The organism is Blastocatellia bacterium (genome assembly GCA_016713405.1).
In the GTDB taxonomy this organism is placed as follows: domain Bacteria; phylum Acidobacteriota; class Blastocatellia; order Chloracidobacteriales; family JADJPF01; genus JADJPF01.
The window spans coordinates 74,635-88,122 of sequence record JADJPF010000004.1; the positions used below are offsets into that span (position 1 = coordinate 74,635).

General features: G+C 35.0%; 9 protein-coding genes and 2 pseudogenes. 4 read left to right on the forward strand and 7 right to left on the reverse strand.

What is annotated here, in order from left to right; translation table 11 throughout:
* Positions 1 to 53 precede the first annotated feature (53 nt).
* The gene (locus tag IPK14_06615) at positions 54 to 2,579 is read left to right on the forward strand and encodes a transglycosylase SLT domain-containing protein (GenBank protein MBK7993095.1); all 2,526 of its coding nucleotides are present in this window, start codon (positions 54 to 56) and stop codon (positions 2,577 to 2,579) included.
* A 16-nt stretch (positions 2,580 to 2,595) separates the two neighbouring features.
* On the opposite strand, the gene ubiG is transcribed toward IPK14_06615, so the two are convergent.
* The 6 genes and pseudogenes from ubiG to IPK14_06645 form a co-directional block, all read right to left on the reverse strand.
* Positions 2,596 to 3,357 (reverse strand): 3-demethylubiquinone-9 3-O-methyltransferase, encoded by a 762-nt coding sequence (gene ubiG, locus IPK14_06620; protein ID MBK7993096.1) that lies wholly within the window; start codon positions 3,355 to 3,357, stop codon positions 2,596 to 2,598.
* Positions 3,330 to 3,830, reverse strand: coding sequence for a hypothetical protein (locus IPK14_06625; GenBank protein ID MBK7993097.1), 501 nt, complete (start codon positions 3,828 to 3,830; stop codon positions 3,330 to 3,332). The genes ubiG and IPK14_06625 overlap by 28 nt, the downstream gene beginning before the upstream one ends.
* Before the next feature lies 1 nt (position 3,831).
* Positions 3,832 to 4,344, reverse strand: coding sequence for a hypothetical protein (locus IPK14_06630; protein MBK7993098.1), 513 nt, complete (start codon positions 4,342 to 4,344; stop codon positions 3,832 to 3,834).
* A gap of 55 nt (positions 4,345 to 4,399) precedes the next feature.
* A pseudogene (fabG, locus tag IPK14_06635) lies at positions 4,400 to 5,145 on the reverse strand (3-oxoacyl-[acyl-carrier-protein] reductase).
* A gap of 27 nt (positions 5,146 to 5,172) precedes the next feature.
* Positions 5,173 to 6,049, reverse strand: a pseudogene (locus IPK14_06640) (alpha/beta hydrolase).
* A gap of 18 nt (positions 6,050 to 6,067) precedes the next feature.
* Positions 6,068 to 6,244 (reverse strand): zinc ribbon domain-containing protein, encoded by a 177-nt coding sequence (locus IPK14_06645; GenBank protein ID MBK7993099.1) that lies wholly within the window; start codon positions 6,242 to 6,244, stop codon positions 6,068 to 6,070.
* A gap of 324 nt (positions 6,245 to 6,568) precedes the next feature.
* On the opposite strand from IPK14_06645, the gene IPK14_06650 reads away from it, so the two are divergent.
* Positions 6,569 to 7,441: an exo-alpha-sialidase gene (locus IPK14_06650; GenBank protein ID MBK7993100.1), complete on the forward strand. Its 873-nt coding sequence runs from the start codon at positions 6,569 to 6,571 to the stop codon at positions 7,439 to 7,441.
* Here the strand turns inward: IPK14_06650 and IPK14_06655 are convergent.
* Positions 7,398 to 7,541, reverse strand: coding sequence for a hypothetical protein (locus tag IPK14_06655; GenBank protein MBK7993101.1), 144 nt, complete (start codon positions 7,539 to 7,541; stop codon positions 7,398 to 7,400). The genes IPK14_06650 and IPK14_06655 overlap by 44 nt on opposite strands.
* A gap of 16 nt (positions 7,542 to 7,557) precedes the next feature.
* On the opposite strand from IPK14_06655, the gene IPK14_06660 reads away from it, so the two are divergent.
* Positions 7,558 to 10,401 (forward strand): exo-alpha-sialidase, encoded by a 2,844-nt coding sequence (locus IPK14_06660; protein ID MBK7993102.1) that lies wholly within the window; start codon positions 7,558 to 7,560, stop codon positions 10,399 to 10,401.
* 83 nt (positions 10,402 to 10,484) lie between these two features.
* Complete coding sequence (locus IPK14_06665) at positions 10,485 to 13,475, forward strand: TonB-dependent receptor (protein MBK7993103.1); 2,991 nt, start codon at positions 10,485 to 10,487, stop codon at positions 13,473 to 13,475.
* The last annotated feature ends 13 nt before the right edge of the window (positions 13,476 to 13,488 follow it).

Below are 13,488 nucleotides of genomic sequence, written 5' to 3' on the forward strand. Positions count from 1 at the left end.
AAAAATAGCCTCAAAAAATATTTTTATTAAATTTTTGATTTATAGGTAAAGTTATGCGTATAGCTAAAGTTTTTTTAGTAGTCTGCTTGTCATTTCTAATGACTAAACCAATTACCGCAGATAATTTTGAACTCTTACAACCTCGTCACCAAACTATTTTATCAAATCTTTCTCAAAGAGATTATTTGATGGTAGAAAAAGAACTCCAAACAATTCGTAGCAAAGATAGCGAACTTTTTAAGATTAATAATTACGATTATCTATTAGGTAGATTACAAGAAAAACGCTCAGATTTTACAGCAGCTACTAAAAGTTTTAATGCTGTTATTACACAAAATAGCCTGTTAAGTGAGTATGCCTATTGGCATTTAGCTTTGATTGCTCGTGAGCAAAAAGACTTAAATTTAGAGCGAGAACAATTAAAAAAACTAGTTAATCAATATCCAAATAGTTTGTTAAATTCCAAAGCTACTAGAAGAATAGCTGAAATAAATTTGCTAAAAAAAGATTTACCCAATGCTTTGCAATATTTTCGTAGTCAAGCAAACCGCAGCACTACAAAGGGACGTGAAGCACTTGGACAAGTTGCATTAATTCAAATGCAGCAAGGACAAAACCAAGCAGCAAGAACTATCTTTGAGCAATTATTAAATGGTTCTAAAGATGATCAAGCCCTTCTAGCAGCACAAAAATTAGATGAGCTAGACAAACAAGAAAACCGCCAAGCTACAGAAACAGAACTCTTAACACGTGGACGAGTTTGCCTTTTTAACCGAGATAGCCAAAGCACTAGAGTTGCCTATCAAGAACTCCTAAAACGCTTTCCTGCTAGCACTTCCTTAGCAGAAGCTATTTTTTCTATTGGTCGTAGCTACTATATAGATTATGACTATGTTAATGCCTTAAAATGGTATGACCAAGCTTATTCAGAGTTTCCTGCTACAAAACAAGCTGAACTAGCACTTTATCAAGGCGGGCATGCTTATCAAAATATGGGACGCTACGCCGAAGCCGTTGCACGTTACCAAAAATTAATTAATGAATATCCCAGTAGTAGTTCTATAGATGGAGCGCACTTAAATATTATTGATTCTTACCGCTCTGCTGCTAAATATGAAGATGCTTTAGACTGGTGCCGACGTACTCAAAAACGTTTTAGCTCTGATGTAACAGGTGTTACAGCCTTATTTAATCAAGCTAAAATTTATCTTACCAAAAATGACTACTCGCAAGCCTTAAGTGTTCTTAGTGATTTACTTACATATAATCTTTCCCGTAAAGCTCCTGGTTCTACTAATTATTCAGAAGTTAAATTCTTACAAGCTTATTGTTTGGAAAAGTTAGGTAGAATAAATGATGCTGTAGAAAGTTATTTAGCTTTTCCCGCAGACTTAAATAGCTATTATAGCAATCGTGCAACTCTACGTTTAGAAACGCTTAAACGGGACGGCAAAAGTAAAACAATTATTAATGAAAAATATGTGGCTTGTTTAGCAAATGCTAAACAACAACTAGCTAATCGCAACTATTCATCGGCAAAAGACGCAATTAATCAAGCTCTACGCTTAAGTGATAGCCGGGCAAGTCAAGAATTACTAGGAATGCTACGAGAATGCTATCAAAACTTACCTGGCTATGAGCGGTTTCTTAGCAATGGTTTATCGCCTGCTGGACGTAGCTTTTTAACTAATCGTCTGCAAACAACTGCTTCACATCGAGTTTTAGCAGATGAATTAATTTTTTTAGGGCTTTATGATGAAGGAGCATTAGAATTAAGTGCTAGTGGTGGTTTAAATTTAGCTGGTAATTCACTAGATATTGAATCTATTGATCTTAATGCTTTAGAAATGAATGAAACCGAGCCAACAACACAATTTGTTAACATTTCTACACAAAGACGACGATCTAAAACCACCGCAAAACCTGTTGTAAAAACTACAACTAAAGGTTCTTCTAGCTACTCTTTAGCAGTTTACTTAAACCGAGGAAGTCATGCTAATCCCGCTATACGTTATGGAGAAAGCACTTTTGCCAGTGTTCTACCAAAAGATTTTCGTCTAGAGCTTTTAGATAGAAATATTGCAGAGCTAATTTATCCTGCACCATACCGTGATGAAATGGTGAAAGTTGGGCAAGCAGAAAACGTTGATGCTAGATTTATGTTAGGTATTGCTCGTCAAGAAAGCCGTTTTGACATCGATGCTAAAAGTCCAGCAGCGGCCCGAGGGATGTTTCAATTTATCGCTTCAACTGCTGAACGAATTAGCAAAGAATTAAAACACCCAGACTTTAACCAAAATGACCTTTATTTACCTCCAGTTGCAGTAAAATTTGGAGGCTGTTATTTAGGTATTTTATTTGATGAATTTAAGGATAATCCTTATGCAGTTGCAGCTAGTTATAATGGAGGAGAAGCATCTGTAAGACGTTGGATTGCTCGCTCACAAAGCAGTGATGTAGACCAGTTTGTTATTGAAATTGCTTACCATGAGTCAAAAGATTATGTTTATAAAGTAATGAATAATTACTGGGCCTATAAACAACTCTATAAAGAAGATTTAACGGTAAGAGATAGATAGAAAATAATTCTACAGATTAAGGATTATTTTTTATTACCAAACCACCATAACCAAGCATCAGCGATTTAGCAAAAGTAAAAGCAAAATCGTCTGTAACTTTGCCAGTAAAAAGCATTTTTAGAAATGATTTGGTAAAAAAACATGGTCGGATACCAAAAAACTTTTCAACACTTAAGTTATTGGTAGTAAAAATTTTTTCTAGTTCTGAAGGCTTAATAAATAAATCTAAAACATGCAAATTTGCAGGAGTATTTTTAACAAACCATTCTACACCTTTAATAATAATTAGCCAGGCTAACCAATTTTGATTAAAAGTGCTAAAGAAAAATAATCCTTTAGGCCGCAAAACTCGCGCAACTTCTGAAATAACTCTAGCAGGCTTATCAACATGCTCTAAAAAATCCATTACACAAACAACATCAAAACTAGCATCGGGAAAAGGGAATTGATAAGCATCTGCAATTAAGTAATTTACCCTTTTACTTTTATCATAAAGCTTTGCAATTTTTAAGCTTTCTACAGAAATGTCAAAAGCCGTTACTTGATAACCTGAATTGCTTAAAGGGTTGCTAAAAAGTCCTGCTCCACAAGCTACATCTAAAATTTTAGGGTTATTTTTACGTTCAGCTATTATTTTTTCTACCCAAGGAACAAGTAAACGTCTTTCTGCTCTTAGTAATGCTACTGGGTCATCTTGAGCCTTATACCATCGCTCGCCTAACTCATGATAAAGCTCATTATTTACTTTATTTACTGGATAGATTTTGGATTTTTCCATAGATTCCAATAGCTAATTTGGTAAAACATCATTAGTAAAGTTAAGATAGATTGACCTAGAAAAAACATATGAAATATTGCTAAAGAGTCGTCTTGTAGGCTTTGCCAAAAGGGATTACCTAAATTGCTACTAGCTAGCCAAAAAAATCCTACAATAATAAATAAAATTGGATGTAGCAAAAAAAGTAGTGCGTGTAACCACATTTCACCCTGAACACACAATTTAGAATGAACAAACTCGTCTTTTGTAACAAAGAGACAAGAAAAAGCAGCTAGCAAAATATAAATAATGATATTTCTAGTTGTTGGAGTAAGAAACCAAACTACGCTGTAGCAAAATAAAACTGTTGCTGTGTCGGCAGGGTGTCCAATTCTTTCCCAAAGCCCTAAACCACGTTTGTAGTGGTAATAAACCTCGTCAACAATTGCTAATATTGAGTGAAAAACAAAAATTCCAATGGCGATATACCACATATTATTTTAAGGCTTCACTAATTACTTCATCTAATGGGCGGAATTGGTTTTTAGGTGTAGCTATTTGACCTGTTTCTAGAAAAATTTGGTGATCTTCAAAACATTTTTTTATAGCAGAATAATTATTTAAGCTAGGCCAAATTTTGATAGTTGCTCCTCCTCCTCGTCTGCTAATAGCATAATGTTTTTCTAGTGTGATAGGAAAAGGTTTGCCAAAAATCATTTCTTTCCAAGGAATAAAAGCTTTTTGCAAAAGTAGCTTATTTTCATAACTTAAACCTTCATTGTTTAAAGTTATTCGCCCAAACATCATCAGTCCTGTAACAGCAAATGCCACTAAAGTAGAGTTTAGCAATAACTTTAGTGCCAATAGTCCAACTATTTCTGGGCAAATGTAATGAAAAATAACCAGCATTGGTATGCACAATACCACCCATTGAAATAACATTTTAGTTAACCAAGAAAAAATAGCCGTTTTTACTGATGGAGAGGCTTTAATAACTTGATTAGACATCTTAATATTTCCTTATTTTTACACGAGTTATAAATCATAGGTGGTATTGTGTTAGCTACATTGCTAAACCACCATCTATTTGTATTACTTGACCAGTAATATATTGAGCATCATCTGAAAGTAAAATGCTGCAACGCGGGCTAGTTCTGCAACTTGCCCAAATCTTTGTAGAGGAATTTGCTCTAGCAGCTTTTTACGGTAATCTTCTGAAAGAACAGTTGTCATATCAGTTTCAATAATACCTGGAGCTAAAACATTAACTGTGATATTACGGCTACCTAATTCTTTAGCAAGTGATTTAGATAGACCAATTAGCCCAGCTTTAGAAGCTGAATAGTTAGCTTGCCCAGCCATTCCAACTACTCCGCTTATTGAACTAATATTTAATATCCGGCCATATCTTTGCTTAAGCATAATTGGAGCAACACTTTGACAAAAATTAAACGCACTTTTAAGATTGGTATCAATTACACTGTCCCAATCTTCTTCTTTCATTCTCATTAATAATTTATCGTTAGTAATACCAGCATTATTAATAAGAAAATCTATCCGACCTAATTTGGATTTTACATCTTTGACCATTTCTTGAACAGCAGCAAAATTTGCTACATCTAATTGATAAGCCAGCACTTGACGATCGCTTGCTTCACATTCTTTTTTTAATTCTTCAGCCGCTTCAGCCGATTTGTTGTAATTAAAAGCTATTTGGCAACCTTGTTTAGCTAGTTCTTGAACAATTGCGCGACCAATTCCGCGAGATGCTCCAGTAACAACTGCCACTTTACCATTAAAATTTGTCATAAAAATTCCTCTAAATTCCTCTAAATTTTAGATAAACTCACGAATATACTGATTTACCAATTTGGGTTGCTCGTGTAATACCCAATGTGAACCGTCCTCAATACGCTTGATGGTTAAATTTGGGACATAATCACTTAAGCCTTCTAAATTGCCTAGTAGCAAATAAGGGTCTTTTTCTCCCCAAATTACCAAAGTTGGAACTTGAATAATAGGATCAGGAAAGTTTGATGAAAAGGCTGTTAAACGGCTTTTGTCGTTTTCACTGCTTGGCGGGCCAACTTCCGCTGCACGATAGTAGTTTAGGCCACCTGTTAAAGCTCCAGGCTGTGACCAAGCCGTCAAATAAGCTTGTTTATCCTCTTCAGTAAAAAAAGCCTTTTTCTAAGCCTTCGGATAGAGTATTTTGTACTAGTGGAGCGTAATTTTCACTAGACAATATGCTTTCTGCTGCTTCAGAACGAAATACCAACATATATTGACTAGCTTCTTGTTGAGCCGGATTTTCTATTAACTCTCTTTGAAATACTATTGGATGCGGAGCATTGATAATAACTAATTTATCTAAATAATTAGGGTACTTAAGAGCAAACACCCAAGCAATAGCACCACCCCAATCATGAGCAATTAAAGTAAATTTACTGTAACCTAGATGATCCGCCAATGCTTTTACATCATCAACTAAAACATCAACTTGATAGTCTGCAAGCGACTCTGGCTTATCAGAAAGGTTATAGCCTCGCATATCAGGTGCAACAGCAAAGTAATCTTGCCCAAATTCGGCTAACTGGTTTTTCCATTCATACCAAAATTCTGGAAAACCATGCAAAAATAACATCAATTTACCGCTACCACTGCAAACATAATGGAGTTTTACCCCATTTACTTCAGCATATTTATGTTCCATTGTTTTACCTTAAATTAATTATATTTTATTAATGTGATCTAAGTAAGGATTACCCATACTGATAGAAGGTTTAGCAATTTGACGCTCAGTTTCTTCGCTTTTGCATTGTGGACATTCTACCTTGTCTTCTGGCTTACGTACTAAAGCTTCAAATTTATTTTGGCATTTTTGGCAAATATAATCATAAAGTGGCATAAATTAAACTCCTTGTTTTGTTTATAAGATTTATATTTTTTGGAAATAAGCTAATAATTTAATCATACGTAGGGTTGAAACCCTACGCTACAATTATTTCGCCCTTACAGGGCTTTAAGATTAAAAAGCTTTTTGCTTTTACTTAGTCGCTACAAGCTTACTTTTAAGTTGCTCTTTTGTTTTATTGGGCAATTTATCATATTTTTTCTACATCCATAAATTGTAAAAACTTGTGCTGTTTGCTTGTTTTGATAAGAACTATAATAATTACACAACGCTTAGGCTTCGTGCTACATTTTCTTGGCATTGATTGGAGTCTCAAAAATGAAAACAAAAATCTTAAAACTTGGATTAAGTATTTTTCTAGTTTATCTAGCTTTTTTTCTTATAGAAAACAGCTTTGTATCAGCAAAAAATAAAAAATCTTGGGACTTAGAAACATTAGAAAAGTTGTCGGCACCTTTGCAAACCTACTTACAGCAAGCAAATAAGCCAAAAAATACTTTATCGACAGTTCATCAAGAAGAAATTCCAAAGCTAGCTAATCAAACTTTGACTGGCAATTTAGCCAATATAATGATCAATGACCCTAGCCAAGAGGATGATTTAAGGGTACAAAGCCAAACAGCTAGCGCGGCTTTTGGAAATAATATTGTTGTAGTTTATAACCGCACAGGTTTTTCTAATACAAATGTTAGTTATAGCTTTGATGGTGGGAAAAATTGGCAAGAAACCAGTGTTGCAAGTGTCCTTGGAGGTGTTAATTTAGGCAATAGTGCTATTGCAGTTGACCTAAAAGGTCAATTTTATGTTGTAACGGTTGCTGCAAATAGGATTACTTTACCTACAATTGCCGTTTCTCGCTCTCAAGATGGAGGAGCAAGCTGGCTAGATGCCGCAGATGTGCTTGGAAATGAAGCTAGATCCCGCTTTATTCCTGACCGTCCTTGGATTGCTGTTGATAGCAGCACCTCTACACCTACAGTTTATGTAAGTTGGACACGCTTTGATGACACAGAAAAACGCTCATCCATTATGTTTGCTCGCTCAATTAATGGTGGGGAACGCTTTACAACCCCAATAGAAATTACTCCTACTAGCAAGGGCTTTAATGTAGATGGCTCACGTCTGGCTTTAGGCCAAATGGAGAAATTTATCTTTCCTGGACAGATAACCAAACAGGAACAATTTTTTTAGCTAAATCTACTAATAAAGGAACTAGTTTTTCTACTCCAACTATTGTTGCTACTATAGGCAATTTACGCACACCTAAATTATTAAATGGCAGCTTTAGCACTAATCTTTATGCTAGTTTGGCTGTAGACAACACTAATACCCCAACAAGAGGATTTATATATCTTACTTTTAATGCTCGTCCCTTTTTTAATTCACCTGATAAATCAGATGTTTTCCTAGTTCGCTCTACTGATGGTGGGCAAAATTGGTCACAAAGAGTTAAAGTAAATGATGATCAAACAGTTACAGATCAATGGATGCCAGCTTTGGCTGTTACTTCTAGCGGGAAACTTGCGCTAAGTTGGTATGATCGAAGAAATAACCCTGTAAATAACTCTCTAATAGATGTTTATGCTAGTTTGTCGGTTGATGGCGGCCAGACATTTCAAGCCAATAAGCGAATAACTGATAGCAATTGGCCTCTAGTTCCTACTCCAACAGCAATAGTTTTTGGCTATCATGGCGAGTATAACCAAATCTCAACCGAAGGCGAGACAATCAATTTTCATTGGGCTGATGATCGTAGCGGCACAGACCCAGATATTTTCTTTGCTAAACTTGACACTGCTGATATGACAGTTGACCCAAAAGGTGATTTTAATCTTTCTGGACGAACTATTTTTGCTACTGCCAGGCCCGGAGAAAACATTACATTTTTATGTGAAAGCGTCCGCGCTCCTTCTTTTAGTGATTCAATACAGCTTAGTGCTAGCTCAAATCTACCTAATGCTAGCTTTGAATTTTCTAGCACAGAAATTTTTGCTGGAAATAGCTTTAACTTAACCGTATCAGTCCCACCACAAACCCGCGCAGGCAATTACATTATTAATATTATTGGTTCAGCAAAAGATCGTAGTCGCTCTACTATTCTTCGTCTAAATGTATTAAGTAATAACCCAGAAGCCAAACAAGTAGCAAATTTAAGTAACTCATCAGGTGAAAGCACCAGTCCAAAAATAATTGCTGACGAAACAGGTCGCTTTCATGCGGTTTGGCAAGATGACACAGATGGAGTTGCTACAATTTTTTATGCTAACTCATTGGATGGACAAGAGTTCTCACAACCAATAAATGTTTCTAAAAATTTTAATCCAGCAATAAAACCAATAATTGCGACTGATAAAGCAGGGCAAATTCATATAATTTGGGAAGAACCTAGCGAGACAACTAGTTTTTTGGTTTATACCCGAAGCAGTGATGACGGGAAAAACTTTTTACCAAAACGAGTTGTTACATCAAACATTCCTAGCTCAAGCAACCCTGTTTTTGCTATTGAAGCAGATGGAACAATTAACTTAGCTTGGTCAGCCGTTTTAACAGATGGGCAATCAGCGTTGCTGCTAGCTCAATCTAAAGACGGTGGCGAGAGCTTTTCTTTACCAAAAATAATTACCTCAACTAGCAAAATAGTAACTTATCAACCTGTGTTAACTATAGATAATACAGGAGTTATTCACATCGCCTATGTTGCTTTAGAATTTGTTAGACAGCGTTTTCAAACGCCAAACTTTGTTGCAGGGCTTTTTTATCAACGAGCAATTAATAAACAATTAGATTTTACTGAGCCAATAAATTTAATTCCTAGAGATTTTACTTTAGCTGATACACCAATCTTATTAGCTAATGGCTCAGGTCAAATAGTTTTGCTTTTTGCAGGTTTTAACACCCAACAAGCAGATTTTGGTAAGGAAATTTACTTTACCCAGTCTTTTGACAATGGAGCAAGCTTTTTCTTTTGCTCAGAAACATTATCTAGGGCAAGTGGTGACTCTACAGCACTTACAGCCGCTTATGGTGTGGATGGTGTGCTTAATGTGCTTTGGCAAGACACTCAAAGACAAAATTTTGATATTTTTATTAGTCGGCTAGTTCCAGGGGAAAGAAACTTTTCTGGGCCAAACAGAATTTCACAAAATCTTGGAATTTCACAAAAACCTGCTTTAGCAATCAACCCTCAAGGCGATATGTTGATTGCTTGGTCTGATGATTCCATTGGAAATAGCGAAATATTTTTTACTAATTTAACTTCAAATGATTTGCCGACAGTTAAAATAATAGATTTTAGCCCTAAAATAGCCGATATCAACGAATCTGTAATTGTTCAAGGTGAAAATCTTACAAATATAGTAGAAGTAAAAGTAGGTCAACTTAGCGCAAGGTTTGAAGAACTCTCGCCAACACAACTAAAAGTAACTATTCCTAATGGTGCAGTTGCTTCGGCGATTTCTATTTTCTCTAGCACTAGTCAGACTCGCACAACTACACCAATAATGATTACTAATAAAGTTGGAGTAGGGCAAACTAGCATTAACTTTGGTAATGTTGCAACAGGTCAATCTTTAGCAAAAAGCTTTACTTTAGTTAATTCCAGCAACACAACACGAACAGTTAGACAGATTTCTTTTACTAATAATGGTTTTCGCTTAGGACAAGTTAACCTGCCTATGACACTAAGAGCTAATTCAACTGTAGAAATCCCAATCATTTTTGCACCAAATAATTTAAGCTTGCAGGGAAGTTTAGCTGTAATTAATGTAGATAATGATTTTTCTGTTGCTCTATCTGTTGAATTAATTGGAGTTGGGCTAGATAGCCGATCTCCTCAAGTCACAGCTATATCTCCAAAGGGGGGTGAAGTTTTTAACCCAGGTCAGCAAATAAAAATTACTTGGACGGCTCAAGATAATACGGCAATAGAAATACAAGATATACAGCTTTCCACTGATGGAGGAAAAACTTTTTCTGTCCCTATTGCTACAGGATTAACTCAAGTTAGGGAATTTCTTTGGACAGTTCCATCAATTGCTACAACTACTGGCCGAATACGTATTGTTGCTAAAGATGTTAGCGGGAATCTAGGCGAGTCTATTACTAAAGATTTTACAATCAAGGTTAGAAATCGTCTTGAATTTTCTTTTTGATTTTTTGCTCTTCCAACTCTTTTGGAACACGACCATCTAACAAATTGATTAGATTAATTAGATTAAAATTTATAAAATTTAATATGTTAAAAACCCTAAATATAGTTTTTTTTTTAATAGCACTTTTTTTAATAAATACTAATTTATGTTTAGCACAAGTTGATTCAATAAGTGGAGAAATTATAGGAGTAGTTAAAGATCAGCAATCTAATTTGTTAGTTGGTGCTAGAGTTAGCGCAAGACAAATAGAGACTAACCAAATACGTAGTATTGAAGTTGATGAAAAGGCAGGATTTCGTTTCTTAAAACTTCCCCCAGGAATTTATGAGCTTACTGCTTCGGCAAGTAATTTTAATTCTCAAACAGAGAAATTAGTTATAAATATTGGACGCACATTTTTACTGGAATTTATTCTTTCTGTTGCAGGCTCAAGTGAAGTAATAGAAGTAGTTACAGACAATAATATAAACCAGACAGAAAATAGCACGACAATTGACCAACAAAGAATAGAAAATTTACCAATTAACAGACGTAATTTTTTAGATTTTGCTTTAACTATTCCTCGTCTAACTAGCGATTTTGAATTGGCTCGCTCTACAACCGTTAGTTCAGGCTTTTCTGCCAATGGACAATCGGGACGCTTTAATAATGTTACTGTTGACGGACTAGATAATAATGACCGTTATTTAGGAGCAGTTAGAGCAACGTTTAGTCAGGAGGCTGTAGAAGAATTTCAAGTAGTTTCCGATAGTTATTCTGCTGAATTTGGCCGCGCTTTAGGCGGTATTGTTAATATTGTTACAAGGGGCGGAAACAATCAATTTCACTCAAACTTATTTTTTATTAGCCGTAATGAAAAGGTAGCCGCTAAAGCAGGCTTTTCACGTTTTAGCCCAGTTTCATCCCAAATTCAATTTGGAAGCTTTTTTAGTGGGCCAATAAAAAAAGATAAAGCTTTTTTCTTTCTCTCTTTTGAAAGATTTTTGTCAAAAAGCTTTATACCCGTAGATGTAAAAGAAAATGTAGTAGAAGCTTTTCGCCGTCGTAATTTCTCAGTACGTACAGGACTTTTATCTATTCCAGATACTACTATTTCTTTATTAGGTCGGCTAGATTGGCAAACCTCTCCAAGTAATAATACTTGGATACGTTATAACTTTGGTGGAGTTTATCAAGGTAAGGCAGAAACCTTTGGTGGAGTTGAATTTGAAAACGTAGGAGGAGCAAGAAGGTTAAACGATAGTGTAATAGCTTTTAATAACACTTATTTTAGTAGCGAAAATAATTTTGTACATGAAACTAGATTTTTATTTAGTAATCGTGATCAAAAAGTCCCTGCTCAAGATAGTTTGCCTGACACAATAGTTGTTGAAAATGGCACTCTTGGACGTGCAGGAACCTTTTTTAGACTCCCTCAAGTTTTAAAAGAACAAGTTTATCAAGTAGTTGATAAACTAACTTTATCTCGTGGTAGAAATCAAATTAAACTAGGCGTAGATTTTCAATATTTTCGTGTCCCACCTAAATCAGTAGAAGTTCCTTTTTTTAATAGTGGTTTTATTAGATATACTCCTTTGGATCTTTCTGCCTTAAGTAGTATTCCAAACCTACCTACCTTAAGCGCACTCCAAGCCTTTGATCCAAGTCTTCGCACAAATCGGCAACGTGCAGCCTTAGATTTTTTTTCTGCAATACTACCTACAGTTTTTCCAGATTTTCCTAGAGGTTTAAAGCTTGCTGATACTCCACTCCCATTTTTTTATGTGCAAAATTTTAATGATCCAAGAACTGATACAACAGGAAAACTTTTTTCTCTTTTTCTGCAAAATGATCTTAAAGCTCGTCCTAATTTGTTGATTAAACTAGGCTTACGCTATGACTTAAATCGTATAGGTGTTATTCCAAAAAACAATGGAAATTTTAGTCCACGGATAGCTTTTTCTTATCAACCCAAAGTTTTACAAAATCTAAAACTACGTGCTGCATATGGATTTTTCTTTGGTGTTACTTTAGTTTCACCTGGCTATGACGTGAATTTAAGTAATAACTCTAAAGCTCTAGTCCTAGCTTTTCCTTTTACTGCTATTCCAAGTAGCTTTCCTAATGGGCGGTTTCCTCTTTCTAGCCAACCACCTGCAAATGTTAGATTTACCCCTCAATTAGGAGCAAATTTCCAATTTGATAATAATTTTAAGAATAGTTATTCACAACAAGCAACTTTGGCATTAGATTATAGCTTAGATAAATTTACTAGTATTTCTTTGGCATATGTTTTTGTAAGAGGTGCCAAATTATTTGGCCTACGTAATATAAACCCTGTTATAAGACCTATTGCAGGTGATCCGCTAGGAAGTATGATTAATGGTCGTGTTTTTCCAGATAAAGGAATGATGATTGAGTTTAGTTCTAGCTATAATAGTTACTACCATGCTTTTACTAGTTTATTTGAACGACGTTTTAAGGGAGTATTTGGTATTTTGGCTAGTTATACTTTCTCTAAAGCTCTGGATAATACAAACAGCATAGAACCTTTTTCTGAACAACAAGCCGCTGATCCATTAAATCCAAGACTAGAAAAAAGTTTTTCTGCCCAGGATCAAAGACATAGAGTCGTTATTTCATCAGTTTATCAATTACCTAATCTGAAAAATTTCTTTTTACGTGATTATCAATTTTCTACTATTTTTACTGCTAATTCTGGACGGCCATATAACCTTTTAGTTGGGGAAGACTTAAATATGAATGGGGATATTATAAACCCTACAGATAGACCTGCTGGAATTGCTCGAAATGCTGGAATACAACCATCTTTTATTGGATTAGATTTGCGATTAATGAAAAAAATAAAGTTAAAGGATAAAATACAACTTCTTGCTTTTGTTGAGTCTTTTAATGTTGTCAATAAATTTAATGTCTTTGGCCCTGCTTCTACTAGCGGATTTTTTCGACCAGATGAGAATGGTAGTTTTAATCTACCTCAACAAAAAGGAGGACGGTTTTTATTACCAAGAGAAATACCAAGAGATGGATTTTCTCCTAGGCAAATTCAATTTGGCATTAAATTGGAATATTAAAACACTATATTCT